A 16,467-nucleotide genomic window follows, 5' to 3' on the forward strand; every position below is an offset into this window, starting at 1 on the left:
TTTAATTTTCAAAGACCAAGTTATTTAGTAATTTTTACCGTCATCACCTGACGACTCTTACTATTCTATCAGGTTTATTTTTTCTTGTCAACAGTTTTTTTATTTTTATTTTTATTTAATAACTGTTTTCAAGTGCTAAACTATGTCGATCAGCTTTGAATTTCTCTGTGCCGTAACGACAATATCTATCTTATCATAAACAAAATCCTTAATTTCTTAGAAAACATTATTTATTTGATATTACACTTTAAATACTATGTTTTACTTTAATATGCTTGTCTTTCTATATGTAGATACACCTGGAGTAGTTATTTAAATTTACAATAAAATTTACCATTTATGTATTTTTATTTAAAAATTCTTCACCTTAGATATCCTTTCCTATTATTATATAGATTTTTTTCTACATTTTTCTACTAAATATTATTGATTTTTGTATCTGTAGATACAGATTTATGTGCTAATTGTCAGTATAATATGAAAATAACAAGAAAATTTATTAAATATATTCAACAATAAAGAAAGGGTGTAGTAATCAATGATTAAATTAATCGGTATAGTTATAGTTATTATTGGATTTGCTCTTAAATTTGATACTATAGCAGTAGTTTTATCTGCTGGAGTAGTTACCGGACTAGTTGCAAAACTAAACATTATTGAAATCCTAGATATATTAGGTAAAACATTTGTAAGTCAAAGACATATGTCATTATTTATACTAACACTTCCTGTTATAGGTATATGTGAAAGATATGGATTGAAAGATAGAGCTATCACATTAATCAAAAATGCTAAAAGTTTAACTGCAGGAAAAATGTTAACTCTCTACTTATTCATTAGAGAATTAGCTGCTGCCTTCTCAGTAAGACTTGGAGGACACGCTCAATTTATAAGACCACTTATAAATCCTATGGCACAGGGTGCTGCTATCAGTAAACATGGTGAACTTGATGAAAGCACAGTTGATAAAATTAAAGGGGCTGCTGCTGCTATGGAAAACTACGGTAATTTCTATGGACAAAACGTATTCCTTGCAAGCTCAGGAGTTTTATTAATTGCTGGTACTTTAGAAGAACTTGGATATGCAGTAAACACATTAGATGTCGCTAAAGCTTCAATACCTATTGCTGTAATTTCATTTCTATTTGTAGTAGTACAAAATCACTTGTTAGATAAATCTATAGCTAGAAAAGCATCAAAGAAAAACTAATATAAGGAGGATTTATATATGGATATAAAAGTTATGTCAGACATACTGCTTGAAGCTTTTTATATAATGGTTGGACTTTTAATGTTAACAACTGGGATTATTACTTTTAAAGATACAAATCATAAAACTAGAATTGGAACAACTTTATTTTGGATAATACTTTCTATCATATTTATATTAGGTAAGTTTTTACCATCAACTGTTGTAGGTGGAATGCTTGTATTCCTTGGAGTATTAACTGCTATGAAGCAAGTTAACATAGGTAACCTAAAGATACCTGAAGCTAAATTCAGCGAAGACCAAGCTAAAAAACTTAAAAACAAAATATTTATTCCTTCAGTTTCAATAGCTGTATTTGCACTTGTTATTGCTCAATTTACTAAATTCCCTGGAACTGTTGCCATTGGGATATCTGCTATAGTTGCAATTATAATCACATTCCTTGTTACAAAAGCAAAGCCTAAAAATCTTATAGAAGATGGGAACAGAATGCTTCAATCTGTTGGACCTACAAGCATATTACCTCAATTACTAGCTGCATTAGGTGCAGTATTTACTGCTGCTGGTGTTGGTGATGTAATTGCATCTGGAATATCAAACTTTATACCTAATGGAAATATATTAGCAGGAGTAATTGCTTACTGTGTAGGTATGGCAGTATTTACAATGATAATGGGAAATGCTTTTGCTGCATTTGCTGTTATAACTGCTGGTGTTGGTATACCTTTCGTTTACGCACAGGGTGCTAATCCTGCTATAGCTGGAGCATTAGCATTAACTGCTGGATATTGTGGAACACTGCTAACTCCAATGGCTGCAAACTTTAACGTTATGCCTGCTGCATTACTAGAAACAAAAGATAATAATATTGTTATTAAATATCAAGCACCAGTAGCTCTACTATTATTAGTAGTTCATATAGCGCTTATGTATTTCTTAGCATTTTAATTTAAACTTAAAAATTCATCTCCATACAATTATAGATTGGAGATGAATTTTTAAAATATATAACCATAAAAATTAATAAATTTAATAAAAATCATAATGATTTTCCATCTACAATTATTATATTAGATGGTAATTATTAAAATAAATTAACATTAGGAGGAAGAACGATGAAAGCTTTAATTACAGGTTTTGATCCATTTGGTGGAGAAAGTGTAAACCCTGCACTAGAGGCAGTTAAATTATTACCTAATACAATTTCTGGAGCAGAAGTTATAAAAATTGAAATTCCAACTGTTTTTAGAAAGGCTTTATACCATATAGAAAATGCAATAGAAAAACACAATCCTGATATAGTTATATCAATCGGACAAGCAGGTGGTAGATTTGGAGTAACGCCAGAAAGAGTTGCTATTAATATAGATGACGCTAGAATTAAAGATAATGAAGGTAATCAGCCAATAGACCTACCAATATATGAAGATGGACAATCTGCATATTTTAGTAACTTACCAATAAAAGCTATGGTTAAGGAAATGAATGAAAATGGTATTCCAGGATCAGTATCAAATACTGCTGGTACATTTGTATGTAACCATGTTATGTACGGAATATTGTATTTAATTGATAAAAAATATCCTAATATAAAAGGTGGTTTTATTCACGTTCCATTTATACCAAATCAAGTTATAACTAAACCAAATACTCCTTGTATGTCATTAGCTGATATATCAAAAGGACTTGAATTGTGCATAAAAGCAGCTGTAGAAAATAACAAAGACGTTAAAATGGTTGGAGGAGCTATTTGCTAATGATTAAACCAACAGAAAAAAGAAAAGTATTTGTATACGGTAGTTTAAGAACAGGATTTTTTAATTATGATAAATATCTAAAAGGCAATGTTTTAAATTGTGAAGCTGCTAAAATTAAAGGTAAATTATTTCATATGCCTAATAAAGGATATCCTGCTGTATTAGACGGTGATGATTATATATATGGTGAAGTTATGACTGTAGCCAATTATGAAGAGATAATGGTAGCAATGGATGAAATGGAAGGCTACTATGGTGAAAATAATACTGATAATGAGTATATTAGAACCGTTATGGATGTTGAAATAATTGAAACTGGCACCATTGAAAAATGCTATGTATATAAGTATGAATTAAATGATCAAGATGAATTTAACAAGCATAAAATATATATTTCTCATGGAGATTGGAAAAATTTTATGACAAAATTTAAAAAAGATGCTTAATAATTTTGCTAAATTAAGCTAATATTATATTAAGAGAGTAAACTCCCGTTTACTCTTTTTTATTTATAAAAGGCTGGTGAGTATCCATGTACGAGAAATTATTTAACATGAATAAGCAAAATGACATGAGAGCTTTTTTTTTACAGGAATTAGCACCTTTAGGGAAAATTATAGATTTTAAAAAAAATCAAGAAATCTCTCCTATGCCAAAGCATAATGTTGTTATTGTGATGTCCGGTACTGTGAAAGTTTCTACCTTTACCTCCACAGGACATGAAAAAGTATTATTTTACCTTATAAGCGGAGAAATTTTAGGAGAATCTTCATATTTTGTAGATGATCATATTGATGTTAAAGCATTATCCATTGAAGATGTAACTGTAAGTTATATTGAAGATACTAAACTTGATAAATTTTTAATACAATATCCCAATACATATAGATTTTTCATACATAGTTTAACTCGTAAATATAGAATTGCCCTATCTCAAATCAATGATTTTTTAGCTGAATCTCCTAAAACTAGGATTGCTTCTACATTGTATAGATTAGCAATATTAACACCTAAAAATTCCAATAATAAATATAGTATAAATTTAACCATGACTCACCAGGAGCTAGCTAATTTAATAGGTTGTTCTAGGGTAACTGTTACGAGAATTATTAATGAACTTAAAAACGAAAACATAATAGATATGAAAAATAAAGAGATCTATATATTAAATATGGAAGCCTTAAAAAAGCTTTCTCAGCTTACTTAAACCATTTATTTTTTAGTAAATGGTTTTTTTGAACATTTTTTATTAATAAATCATATTGTATAAACATATAGTTTAGTATCTTGTATTGTTTAATACTAGCTAGTATAATATAGTTATAAATTAGAGTTTTAATATTTAATTACATATTTGTTTCCTATCAATTATTAGAGGTGATTTAATGAATGTTCAATTAAAAAAAGGAGTTTTGGAACTTTGTGTATTATCAGTAGTTTCAATGAAAGATTGCTACGGTTATGAGCTTGTAAATGAAATATCAAAAAATATACAAATCTCTGATGGAACAATCTATCCTATTTTAAGAAGACTTACACAAGAGGGATATTTTACAACCTACCTTCAAGAATCTCAGGAGGGACCTCCTAGAAAATATTATAGAATAACTGATTCTGGAATAAGAACTAAAGAAAAGTTATCTGAGGAGTGGTCTGAATTTATGGAAAGCGTTAATAACATTATTAAAGAGGGGTGTTAATATGACTAAAGATCAATTTATAAGCATTTTGTCGCAAGGTTTATATGATTTTCCCGCAAATGAAAGAATGGAGATAATCTATGACTACGAAGAGCATTTCAGAGTAGGAAAAGAAAATGGAAAGACCGATGAAGAAATAATAAGAGAATTAGGTGATCCTTATACTATTTGTTCTCAATATAAGGCTAATTATGAAATGAACGGTAATGAATACAACACAAGGCAACAATATAATAATCAAAATCAATATAATAATCAATATAGAAAAGATAGTTATGATAATGGTAGATACAATAGGCCTTATAATTCAGATGATGGATTTTCAAAAGCAATGAAAATTATAGGTATTATTGCTCTAGTTATAATTTGTCTTCCTGTAATAACTACTATAGGAGGATTAATTTTAGGTATATTTGGAATATCTATAGGATTATTCGTTGGTGGAATAGGTACGATTATAGGTGGATTAGTTGGTACTGTTGCAACTCCATTTATATCTATTCCTCTTTCTGTGCCGTTAATAGGGGTTGTACTTCTAGGAATTGGCCTTAGTATACTAGGTGTTCTAATATTCTTCTTTGGATTATTCGTATGCAAAGCTATTTATGTGCTAAGTATTAAAGTATTAAATTGGTTTAAATTACAACTACAAATATGATGAAAAGGAGATGCTTTATGTTTAATAGTAAAAAATTAAAAACTGTTATATTGTCATTAACAATTATAATGATAGTTTGCTTTACTTCTTCTTTTCTCATTTTCGGAATTTCTATTAAAAATATGAATATTAATAATTTAAATTTAAATCCAAATTTCTATAATATCTATAATGAAATTTTTAATAACAGTAACTATAAATACCATGATGTTAATGAAGAACAAATATTTTCATTAGATAATATAAACTTAATATCTATAAATACTACCTCTTATGAGGTTACTATGATACCTTATGATGAAAATGAACTTAAAGTTAAATTATCTTCTAATATACAGACTAATAATAACTTTAATGAATCTCAACTTAAAATAAATAAAGATCAAAACAAAATTAATATAGAGACTTATAAAATTCCAAATAATTTCTTTTTCAATATGAATAATGGAAAACTAGATATATATATACCCAAAACTTATAATAAATCACTGGATATTTCGACAATTTCTGGTGATGGGTATATAAAAAATTTAAACTTATCTTCTTTAAATTTTAACTCTACTTCTGGAAGTTTAACTTTAAAAGATATGGAAATGAATAATTTTATATTTCAATCTACATCATCAGATCTAGATGCGACTAATATTATTTTAAAAGATAATAATAATAAATTTAATTCTATTTCTGGTGAACTAAATCTTAATAATGTTAGAGGCAATTTAAGCTTTAATACCACTTCTGGCAATATTAGTTGTGATAAATTATTAGGAGATATAAATGGAGGTACTATCTCTGGAGATATAGATATAAAAATCTCTAAAGATGTTGGAATAAAAGTAGATTTAAAAACAGTTTCTGGAGATATTGACGTATTTCCTCCAATAAAAGTTTTAGAAAAATCTAAGAAAAAACTTCAAGGAACTATTGGAGATAACGCTAAGCATAATTTAAATATATCTACTACATCAGGAAATATTAGTATGTATGAATAAAGAGTATCTTTAGGTACTCTTTATTATTTTGTTATAAACTATTTACATTTAAAAATAATTATTTAAATATTATAATTGTAACATTAAAAATCGTGACATTAAGCCACGATTTTTAATTTAGACATCTGAAAAAAATAATAAAACAAATATGTTAGAATACTTTCTTTCAGATATCTTACATAAATGATTTGAATATAATAAGGAATAAAACTCCAGGAACTCCTAAAAATCCTGCTATAAGCGCCGTAGTAGGGTTTATAGCTATATCTATACCAAAAGGTCCACCTACAAAATTTATTAGAAATAATAATATCCCTCCAGCTATGGCATTAATTACTAACTTTCCTAGTATCTTAAGTGGCCATGCAAATAGTTTTCCTACTATAATTAGCCCTAAAACTGCAATTATAAAAAAAATAGCATATTCCACAAATTCATCTCCTCTCATATATATTATACGATAAATATACTACTAATATATAGTATTATCCTCTTATATATGAAAGCTTAATTTGATTACCATCTACTAGCTGGATTTAATTGTTCTACCATTAAAGTTGCATCTAATTTTATGCCTTTTTCCTTTGCAAGTGAAAGAAAATATATATATTTTGCCTTAGCTTCATCTTCCTTATATATTACTAAATCAATTAGTTTAGGGTCGCTTACAAATTGAAAGCAAATTCTAGCATTTTCCCACTCAACTCTTGCATCTTCAAGATGATTGATTATTTGCTTTTGCTCTTCATCATACTTATTGTAGTCACAAATCATTTCTATAACTTTTTTTCTATCCATAAAAAAACCTCCTACTATAATGTATATTTCAAATTATTGACATTTAGTAGAAGGCTTATTCTTATTTACAAATTTTTAGACCAAAACTATAAAAAATAAACATATTTATTATTAAAATCATCTTTATAAATTATTATGTTATATCTTAAACTTTCCAATTATTTCATTTAAGTCTATAGATAATTGATTTATTGAATCCATATTATTATTAACCTGTTCAAAGGATGCTGCTTGTTCTTCAATTGATGCTGCAATTTCTTGAGAATTCACTGAGTTTTCTTCTGCAATATAAGCGACCTTATTAATTGATGAATTAATTTTCTTAAACTCTTCTTTTACATTATGATTTATTTCCCTAATATTCTTCATCTCTAAATACTCTTCATTGGCTTGCTTTGTAACCTCATCAAACTTCATTTCAACATTACTCATATCCTGTTGATAAATAATTATTTGATTTAAGATAATATTCATATACTCTCCAATATTAAATATCTTTTCAAGTATATATTTAACTATATTCTCTATTTTTTCTGTTGATTCTCTGCTCTCATCTGATAATTTTCTAATTTCCTCTGCTATAACAGAAAAGCCTCTTCCGTGTTCTCCTGCCCTTGATGCCTCTATAGATGCATTTAATGCTAATAAGTTTGTTTGAGAAGATACTTGATTTATAATATTTAGAATACCTTGTATATCCTGTGAATCTTTTTCTAATTCATTTACTGTATTAGATAATTCTTTTGTATTTAAAACAAGACCTTTTAACTCTTCAATTTCCTTATTTAATATTTTCTTTCCTTCAATAGAAGAATTTTTGCTATTTTCTAATTGAACTAGTAAAATATCAATCTTTTCCATAACATCAGTAATTTCTAAATTTACATCCTCTGTCTGAGAGATAATATGTTGAATCATATTAGATTGCTCTACACTTCCTGAGGATACATTTTGCATTGATATCGAAATAGTTTCTGTTGCTCTTCCAAGTTCATCATTTATAACTTGCATAGATGCTACTGATTCTTTTAACATTTTTGAAGAATTAAATATAGTTCTAACAATCTCCCTTATTTTACCAATAAATCCATTAAAGTACTTAGTTAATTCACCTATTTCGTCATTATATTTATATAATATTTCTTTTCTTAAATCCCCTTCTCCTTTTGAAATAACTTCAAACTCATCTTTAATTTTTATTAATGGTTTCATTATAACCTTTATCATTAAAGTACCAAAAATTACACTTAAAATTATAGAAGTTCCTAATATAAAAATACTTTTATTTTTAGCAGCACTAATCTTCCCCTTAGAATATAAAGTATATTCTACAACTACATCATCAATGGAATTAACATATTTATTTACGTTCTCTTTTATAAACATCCAAGAATTTTTATTGCCGTTTTCTAAAATATTTATATAGGCTGGCTTAAATTCTTTTTCCCATTTAATTTTTACATCATTAAGATTATTTTTTATACTATCATTATCTATAGGTTTTATATCTAATTTGCTATTACCATTCACTAAATCTTCAAACATATTGTCTATTTCCTTTATCTTTACCTCTAAAGCTTCTAAGCTTTCTTTATCATCTGGAGCTAAAACAATATTGGAAGATAGTTGCGCCATCCTATAATTATATGCTCTCATTTTTCCAAAATAATTTATAAAACTGCTATCCCCATTTATTTCTTTATATGTGCTAAAATTCATTACTACTGTTAAAGCTATAAGTGCAATATAGCATATACATATAAACTTTAGTTTATCTTTAATTTTTATCTTCATAACGTACTCTCCCCCATATTTAAATTAAACATAATTACAGATTATCATTTAATAAATATTATTAAATGATAATTAATGTGATTATATAACAATATTACCAAAAGTTCAATTTAAAGTTATATAAGGAAATTTAATAATAATTTTATTATAAAAAATATCCTCATTTTATTTGAAGCCTAAAATGAGGATAAAATATTAATATATAAATTATTTTATTTAATATATCTAAGCATTAATTTTTACAGCCTTTCTACTTTCATATCTATTACTGTATAACTTAAATTTACATCTTCGTTTAAAGTATTCTTTGAAACTCCTCTAAAATCTTTTCCACACATGCTATATAAATCAGAAGATATTTTAAGTTCTGGCAATCTTCCAATAAATTTCTCTCCATCAAATAAATAAGCTTGTTGAACAGGGGTTCCAAAATTTCCTTCTGGTGTAAATCCTCCGCCAGATGCTATAAATATAAATACTCCTAATTCTCCACCTAAAAGTTCTTTCACAGTCTTTTCTCCCTGTTTTAATTTCATTTTATTAAATATAGATTCGCTTGGTTGTAGTGAGGGTACCTCATCATATTCTCCTGTTGAAGCTGCTGTTAATGGAAGATTATAATTTAAAGCGGTTTTCTTATCTGTATAAGGCGATTTTATAACCCCGTTCTCAATTAGAGCATATCTATAGTCTTTTAAAAAACTACCTTCTGCATCAAAGAATAATTCATTAGTGTCTTCTGGATCTGACGTTAACAATAATGTAAACTCATCATTAAACAACTTCTCACCAAGTTTTCCAGAAAAAATAGATGCTTCATTAACAAAATTTACCCCATTTAGATCTTCAAAAAATTTCATAGCTATTAAACCATTTAAATCTGGATTAAACATTACTATTGGAAGCTTTTCTTTATTAGGTAATTCTACTATATTATGATAAGTTGAAAGTATACTATCTACAAAAGATAAGAAATTATCTCTATTATATTTCCTAGTATTATAAGGTATATAAGTATCCATAATATTTACTGAATTTTTATCTTTAACTGTAATATCAAAATTTATTCTCTTATCTTTTTGATATAAATCTAATCCTTTATCATTTTTTAATGAGGTTTCTATTTCAATAAGATTTACTTTATTTGCAAAGGTGAAATTTTTATATCTATTATCAAGTATTGTTATTACTTCTTCAACTTCCTTTATAAAATCACTAATATCTCCTATATTACATTCATTAACTACAAAGTGTTTGTTATTTTCATAAACATTTGCTTCATAAGGAATTTTTAGTTTTAAGGCTTCCTTTGCTTCAGCTTCTAATTTATCTTCATCATACTCTCCAATAGCGCCAGCTACACCTATAAAACCATTTTCGTATATTCTTACCCCAGTAGATGTTATATCCTTCATTCTAATATCATCTATTTTAGATTGCATAATACCTATGGATGTTTCTTTTTGATTCAAAGCAAATTTTTCCTTTATCATTTATAAATCCCCCTATTGAACCTCAATATTTTTAACTCTAACATATGGGCCACCGATAGAAACTGATAATGGATATTGTTCCATTTTTCCACATCCACCCCATATATTATTTTCAAATTCTAATTCTTTTGAAACACCATCAATATTATATAATGTTTCCATAACATTACCGGTTATAACAGAGATATTAACAGGCTCAGCTATTTTTCCATTTCTAATCATATACGCTCTATTAGGTGCTATAGTAAAAGTGCTCATTCCTGTACCATATCTACAATTATGAATATATATTCCTTCTTCCACTTCACTAATTAGTTCTGCCTTTGTCTTTTCACCTTTTTCAATATAGGTGTTAGTCATCCTAACTATAGGCTCAAATTGAAAATTAACTGCTCTAGCATTTCCTGTTAGCTCTTCTTTAAGAATAGAAGCAGTTTTTGCTGAATGAAGCCTTCCTTTTAATATTCCATCTTTAATTAAATAAGTTTTTTCTCCTTTTGTTCCCTCATCATCAAAAGGTACATAACCAGAACCTAAATATCCACCATAATCTAAAATGGATAATAAATCAGCTCCCACTCTAGTACCTATTTTCCACTCATTCATCATATTTTCGTCTCCAACCATAAAGTCCGCTTCACTCTTATGTCCAAAGCTTTCATGAGCAAACACTCCAACTACCTCTGGTGACATTACTACAGTATATTTTCCTGGTGCAACAGGTTTTGAACTTTTAGCATAGTCTAATCCTTCTTTATAATTTTCTTCAAATTTATTTTTTATATTATTGAGATCATTAAAATTTGAAGATACGATTTTAGAATTATCCGTAAAACTTTTACCATCAAAATTAAAGGAATAACTAATTTTTATACCACAAATTTGATAATCAAATTTTAAATTGCTACCCTTGCTAGAGTAAAATTCTTTGACTATTCTTGAGTCATTATATCTAACTCTAAAATTTTTGCCTTCTTTTTTTTCTTTTGTAATTTCTAATGCTTCTTTGGCTAGTTTAAATTTATCCTCTCTCGATACTTTATCGAGCTCAAAACCTTTATATGAATAGTATTCTCCCTTATTAACTTGAAACTTTTTTACAACTTCATCATCATAAATTTTTTTATTTTCTTTTGCCATTTTTGAAAGATTTTTAATTTCTTCTTGAATACTAGATAAATTACTTATAGACTTATAGTACCATCTATACCCATCAAAAACCCTTATAAGAGCACCAGAATACTCTCTTATCTCATTATTTTCTAAAACTCCATTAGTAAAATTTATAGAAGTCTCAAAAACATGTTCAATTCTGACATCTGTATAAATATTTTTGCAAAATTCAAACATTTAAATCTCCCCTTTTATTATTAAATATTGTAATAGATAATGTTTTATATTTTTCATGGTGTATTCTTATACTTCTTTAGCCTATATATTATGTTTTATATTCTTTCTAAAATTAATAATACCTTCCTAATCTTTATTAAAGCTGAAGTTATTCTTAAGATAATCTTAAGTTTATTTTATTCTTAAATAAATTTACAAATTACAATTTACTGTATCTTAAACGAATTCTTATTATAATAAAAAAAGTCGTAGATTTAAAGAGTTTTACTTCTTTAAATCTACGACTATCTGACAAAACTTTTTACTTCTAAACATAAATTTATTTTACTTAAGGCATTGTGAAATAAACAATATCATATTTCTTTTCTGCCTTCTAATGCTTTTGAAAGAGTAACTTCATCTGCATATTCTAAATCTCCACCTACTGGTACTCCATGGGCTATTCTTGTTACCCTTATTCCAAAAGGTTTTAATATTTTAGAAATATACATAGCTGTTGCTTCACCTTCAATATTAGGATTTGTGGCAACTATAATTTCTTTTGGCTCCCCATTTATTCTTGTTATAAGTTCCTTTAACTTTATATCTTCTGGACCTCTTCCACTCATAGGTGATATAGTCCCATGTAATACATGATATACTCCATTAAACTCTCTAACCTTTTCCATTGTCATAATGTCTTTTGGTTGTTCAACAACACAAATTGTTGTTTTATCTCTATTAGGGTTAGAGCAAATAGAACACGGGTCACTATCCGTAAAGTTTCCACAAATTGAACAATATTTTATTGTTCCTCTCGCCTTTATAAGTGCATTAGCAAACTCTTCTACTTCCTCTCTAGGAAGATTTAAAACATGAAGAGTTAGTCTTTGAGCTGTTTTGCTTCCTATACCAGGTAGCTTAGCAAACTCTTCTATAAGTTTTTCTATTGATACAGGATAAAAATCCAATCCATTCACCTCTAAAATCCTCCTTAAATAAGAAGAATACTGTAGTTAAATTTATATTAGAACATACCTGGCATATTTAATCCACCTGTTAGTTTTCCCATTGAGCTGTTTGTCTCTTCTTCTGCTTTCTTTAAAGCTTCATTACAAGCAAGCATTACTAAGTCTTCTAACATTTCAACATCATCCGGATCAACAACATCTGGTTCTATGCTAACCTTCAATATTTCTCTTTTTCCGCTTACTGTAGCAGTAACTGCACCACCACCAGCTGTTCCTTCAAAAGTTTTATTCTCTAGATCTTTTTGCATATCCTCCATTTGTTTTTGGAATTTTTGAGCTTGTTTTATCAGGTTATTCATGCTTCCTCCGCCCATTCCTGGGAATCCGCCTTTTGCCATAATAATACCTCCTTAAAATATAGTATCAATATATTAGTATATATAATATTCATTAATAATGTAACTAAAATTAAAAAAATTTCTATATTATTAATGAAATGTCTTAATAATATAATATTCTAATTTCTCTATTCATCCACTATTTCTACTAAATCTTTTGAAAAAGTATCAAATAATATTTCTTCCTTAGGTTTCTCTACATCTTTAGGCTCATCAATAGAATATGTAACCCTAACCTTTACTTTTAAAACCTCAGAAAATATATCATCAATTATCTTTTTACTATCATCTTTTTCTAGTCTGTTTTTATGAAAAGAATATTCTTTAGAAAAAATTATATTTATAACATTTCCTTTTACATAATTAACTTCACTAACCATAAGTGCTGCAGCTAAAACCATATTTTTTCTTCCCTTTAATAATTGTTGAATATCCTTAAAGGATTTTTTAACCATTTCCAAGGTAATATTGCTTTCACCACAAGTATCATCGGTGATTTCCATATCTACAATATCTTCATTAACGACACTTTCTGTCTTAGGTTTTGATATAGGAGCATTTACTTTTTTAATATTATTTATTTCCGATATCTTATTTTCACTTACTTTAATAGTGCCATTTTTTATAGATTCTTCTATTTTATTTAATCTAGAAAGCATTATCTCCATTGATGTATCATATTCAACTTTACACATTTTAATTACAGCAAGTTCTAAATATATTCTTCCTTGTTTTGAGTATTTAGAATTATCCTCTGCCTCTTGAAGTATCTTTATATACCTCATTATTTCCTCTACTCTAATTTTATAGGCTTGACTTTTTAAAAGCTCAATATTTTCTATGGACATATCTAATACATCATCAGGATTATCACTTATCTTAATCATCATTAGGTTTCTCATATGAGTAGTCATGTCTTTTATAAATAAATGAATATCTTTACCTAATTGTACTATTTCATTAATTTCTCTTATGGATTTTTCAATATCTTTATCTATAACTGCATCTGTAAGCTTAATAAGTCCTTCGTTAGTCATAAGTCCTAACATTTGAACTATGTTCTCGTATTCTACCTTACCGTTACTCATAGAAATTGCTTGATCTAATATACTAAGAGCATCTCTCGCTGCACCATCGGAAATTCTTGAAACTAATTCTAAACTCTTATCTTCTGCATATACTCCCATATGATCTATTATGCTTCTAAGCATTAAAAATATATCTTCATTTTTAATTCTTTTAAAATCAAATCTTTGACATCTAGAGAGTATAGTTATAGGTAACTTTTGAGGGTCTGTAGTAGCTAAAATAAAAATTACTCTATTAGGAGGTTCTTCTAAAGTCTTTAAAAAAGCATTTACTGCACCTACTGATAGCATATGAACCTCATCTATAATATAAACTTTATATTTAGCCTCTTGAGGAGGATACTGAACATCTTCTATTATATCTCTGATATTATCTACACCATTATGAGAGGCTGCGTCTAATTCAATTACATCTATTGCAGTACCACTATTAATCTTATTGCACATCTCACATTCGTTACATGGTTCACCCTCTTTAGGGTTTAAGCAGTTAACTGCCTTTGAAATTATTTTTGCTGTAGACGTCTTTCCTGTTCCCCTTGTACCACATAAAAGATAGGCATGAGCAATTCTTTCTGTTTTTATAGCATTTTTTAAAGTAGTAGTTATATGTACTTGACCTACTACATCTTCAAAAGTTTTAGGTCTATATTCTCTATATAATGCAGTGTACGCCATATTCTCACCTCTTTTAGCCTTATATATATATTATAAGTTTTTACATATAATAAAAAAAGATGCAATTTTGCATCTTATCTTTTAAAGTTAAAGTTGTACACCTCGCTTTGATAATTAATTTATGTGCGTTACCCATGCAGTTAACTCAAACCAGGTTAATCCACGGCACATGGAGGGTTTCACTTATCGCTGCTTCCTTCCGGATCTGACGAGGTTCATGAATCTCCATTGCGTGGGACCCAATTCTCAACGCCACTTACATAGGCCAGACCACACAAACTAAAACCTAGGCGAGGAATTCAATCCTGCTGTAGCGGATTGCAGGTTACAGGGCACCGCTAACTCCCCATCTAGTACAACATGGCGGAGAGAGAGGGATTTGAACCCTCGGTAGAGTTTCCCCTACACACGCGTTCCAGGCGTGCTCCTTAAGCCGCTCGGACATCTCTCCATATGTTATTTAGTTACTTACGTATATACGATTATACTATTATTAATCTCTAGTTGCAAGTGGTTATTTTAAATAAAATTGGATTATAATACCTTAAAGTAATTTTTTTTATTAAATTTCTTAAATTTTATTAAATCTTACTATTTTTTAATATACTTTTAAGGTATTTCTAAAATACTTTTTTCACAAAAATTTTATAATTGTTTTAAATACTAAAACTTTTGTAATCCCGTATAATAGATATATGAAAAAAGTAACTAGTCAAAGATATGAAATATATTTTTAGTCATATTTACTATTTATTTTTTCAATATGCTTTAAATATATTATATTAATTTATATTTATCCATATAAAAATTATATTAAAGAGAGGTCTACAATATGAATTATGAAATTAAAGGTGGAAATCTTCCCGTTGTGATTTGTTCATTAAATGCTGGAGAAACTCTAGTTTCTGAATCTGGCGCAATGGGATGGATGAGTGACAGCATTGAAATGGATACAAATATGAAAGGTGGTCTTTTTGCAGGCATAGGAAGAGCATTATCTGGTGACAGTATTTTTTTAAATATCTTTACATGTACTCGTGGTAATGGCAGTATAGCCTTTCCCTCTTCAGTACCTGGAAGAATTGTTGCAAAGAATTTATATGCTGGAGAAACATTAATATGTCAAAAGGGTGCTTTCTTAGCAGCGGAAACTTCTGTAGAATTTAAAATTCATCTTAAAAAGAGACTTTCTACTGGTTTTTTTGGTGGTGAAGGATTTATACTTCAAAGAATGACTGGTCCAGGAATTGTATTTTTAGAGTTTGATGGTCATGTTGAGGAAGTAAATTTAGCTCCTGGAGAAACTATTAAAGTAGATACTGGTCATGTAGCTGCTTTCGAAGCTAGTATTCATTTTGATATAGAAATGGTTAAAGGAGTTAAAAATGTACTATTTGGTGGAGAAGGACTATTTTTAACTACATTACGAGGACCAGGCAAAGTATATCTTCAAACAATGCCAATGAGTAATTTAGCTTCAAGATTATATCCTTATATTCCTATTTCTAGTAAGAGAGATTAAGAGCAAATATATACGTATATTATTAGTAAAGTAAAAGAGTAATTATTTATATTTAAATAATTACTCTTTTACTTTTAAA

The 16,467-nt window shown here is 28.0% G+C and carries 17 protein-coding genes, 1 tRNA gene and 1 other RNA gene; 9 read left to right on the plus strand and 10 right to left on the minus strand.

The features are described 5' to 3' along the window. Positions 1-541: 541 nt before the first annotated feature. The 8 genes from B3603_RS10340 to B3603_RS10375 all read left to right on the plus strand — a co-directional run bounded on the left by B3603_RS10340 (position 542) and on the right by B3603_RS10375 (position 6,317). Entirely contained in the window at positions 542-1,210 is a 669-nt protein-coding gene (locus B3603_RS10340; RefSeq protein WP_291564384.1) for a DUF969 domain-containing protein, read from the plus strand. Between the two features lie 18 nt (positions 1,211-1,228). Next, on the plus strand, positions 1,229-2,158 hold the full coding sequence (locus B3603_RS10345) for a DUF979 domain-containing protein (RefSeq protein WP_291564276.1): 930 nt from the start codon (positions 1,229-1,231) through the stop codon (positions 2,156-2,158). Between the two features lie 167 nt (positions 2,159-2,325). Beyond that, the gene (pcp, locus tag B3603_RS10350; protein WP_291564280.1) at positions 2,326-2,967 is read left to right on the plus strand and encodes a pyroglutamyl-peptidase I; all 642 of its coding nucleotides are present in this window, start codon (positions 2,326-2,328) and stop codon (positions 2,965-2,967) included. Next, positions 2,967-3,413: a gamma-glutamylcyclotransferase family protein gene (locus B3603_RS10355; protein WP_291564283.1), complete on the plus strand. Its 447-nt coding sequence runs from the start codon at positions 2,967-2,969 to the stop codon at positions 3,411-3,413. The genes pcp and B3603_RS10355 overlap by 1 nt, the downstream gene beginning before the upstream one ends. An 86-nt stretch (positions 3,414-3,499) precedes the next feature. Continuing rightward, positions 3,500-4,174, plus strand: a complete 675-nt coding sequence (locus B3603_RS10360; RefSeq protein WP_291564286.1) for a Crp/Fnr family transcriptional regulator — start codon at positions 3,500-3,502, stop codon at positions 4,172-4,174. A 178-nt stretch (positions 4,175-4,352) separates the two neighbouring features. Beyond that, a complete protein-coding gene (locus B3603_RS10365; protein ID WP_291564289.1) occupies positions 4,353-4,667 on the plus strand; it encodes a PadR family transcriptional regulator in 315 nt (104 codons plus the stop codon). Between the two features lies 1 nt (position 4,668). Next, the gene (locus B3603_RS10370; RefSeq protein WP_291564292.1) at positions 4,669-5,325 is read left to right on the plus strand and encodes a DUF1700 domain-containing protein; all 657 of its coding nucleotides are present in this window, start codon (positions 4,669-4,671) and stop codon (positions 5,323-5,325) included. 17 nt (positions 5,326-5,342) lie between these two features. Continuing rightward, positions 5,343-6,317 (plus strand): DUF4097 family beta strand repeat-containing protein, encoded by a 975-nt coding sequence (locus tag B3603_RS10375; protein ID WP_291564295.1) that lies wholly within the window; start codon positions 5,343-5,345, stop codon positions 6,315-6,317. Between the two features lie 175 nt (positions 6,318-6,492). Here the strand turns inward: B3603_RS10375 and B3603_RS10380 are convergent, their stop codons facing one another. The 10 genes from B3603_RS10380 to B3603_RS10425 form a co-directional block, all read right to left on the minus strand. Then, positions 6,493-6,765 (minus strand): pro-sigmaK processing inhibitor BofA family protein, encoded by a 273-nt coding sequence (locus tag B3603_RS10380; RefSeq protein WP_186269517.1) that lies wholly within the window; start codon positions 6,763-6,765, stop codon positions 6,493-6,495. Positions 6,766-6,833: 68 nt separating this feature from the next. Continuing rightward, a complete protein-coding gene (locus B3603_RS10385; RefSeq protein WP_291564300.1) occupies positions 6,834-7,115 on the minus strand; it encodes a DUF2508 family protein in 282 nt (93 codons plus the stop codon). 138 nt (positions 7,116-7,253) lie between these two features. After that, positions 7,254-8,909, minus strand: coding sequence for a methyl-accepting chemotaxis protein (locus B3603_RS10390; RefSeq protein ID WP_291564303.1), 1,656 nt, complete (start codon positions 8,907-8,909; stop codon positions 7,254-7,256). Between the two features lie 239 nt (positions 8,910-9,148). Continuing rightward, positions 9,149-10,402, minus strand: coding sequence for a metallopeptidase TldD-related protein (locus tag B3603_RS10395; RefSeq protein ID WP_291564306.1), 1,254 nt, complete (start codon positions 10,400-10,402; stop codon positions 9,149-9,151). Positions 10,403-10,414: 12 nt separating this feature from the next. Then, positions 10,415-11,752 carry a TldD/PmbA family protein gene (locus B3603_RS10400; RefSeq protein ID WP_291564308.1) on the minus strand — a complete coding sequence of 446 codons (1,338 nt, stop codon included), beginning with the start codon at positions 11,750-11,752 and terminating at the stop codon, positions 10,415-10,417. A 353-nt stretch (positions 11,753-12,105) separates the two neighbouring features. Further along, entirely contained in the window at positions 12,106-12,702 is a 597-nt protein-coding gene (gene recR / locus B3603_RS10405) for a recombination mediator RecR (protein WP_039629849.1), read from the minus strand. A gap of 56 nt (positions 12,703-12,758) precedes the next feature. Continuing rightward, a complete protein-coding gene (locus B3603_RS10410) occupies positions 12,759-13,100 on the minus strand; it encodes a YbaB/EbfC family nucleoid-associated protein (RefSeq protein ID WP_291564309.1) in 342 nt (113 codons plus the stop codon). 128 nt (positions 13,101-13,228) lie between these two features. Beyond that, positions 13,229-14,866: a DNA polymerase III subunit gamma/tau gene (gene dnaX, locus B3603_RS10415; protein ID WP_291564312.1), complete on the minus strand. Its 1,638-nt coding sequence runs from the start codon at positions 14,864-14,866 to the stop codon at positions 13,229-13,231. A 93-nt stretch (positions 14,867-14,959) separates the two neighbouring features. After that, positions 14,960-15,225: signal recognition particle sRNA large type (gene ffs, locus B3603_RS10420), an RNA gene on the minus strand. 2 nt (positions 15,226-15,227) lie between these two features. Next, positions 15,228-15,317 (minus strand) — tRNA-Ser (locus B3603_RS10425). 381 nt (positions 15,318-15,698) lie between these two features. Between B3603_RS10425 and B3603_RS10430 the strand changes: the two genes are divergently transcribed. Further along, positions 15,699-16,388, plus strand: coding sequence for a TIGR00266 family protein (locus B3603_RS10430; RefSeq protein ID WP_291564315.1), 690 nt, complete (start codon positions 15,699-15,701; stop codon positions 16,386-16,388). Positions 16,389-16,467 lie beyond the last annotated feature (79 nt).

This window comes from Clostridium sp. UBA2485 (genome assembly GCF_002341865.1).
GTDB lineage: Bacteria > Bacillota > Clostridia > Clostridiales > Clostridiaceae > Clostridium_J.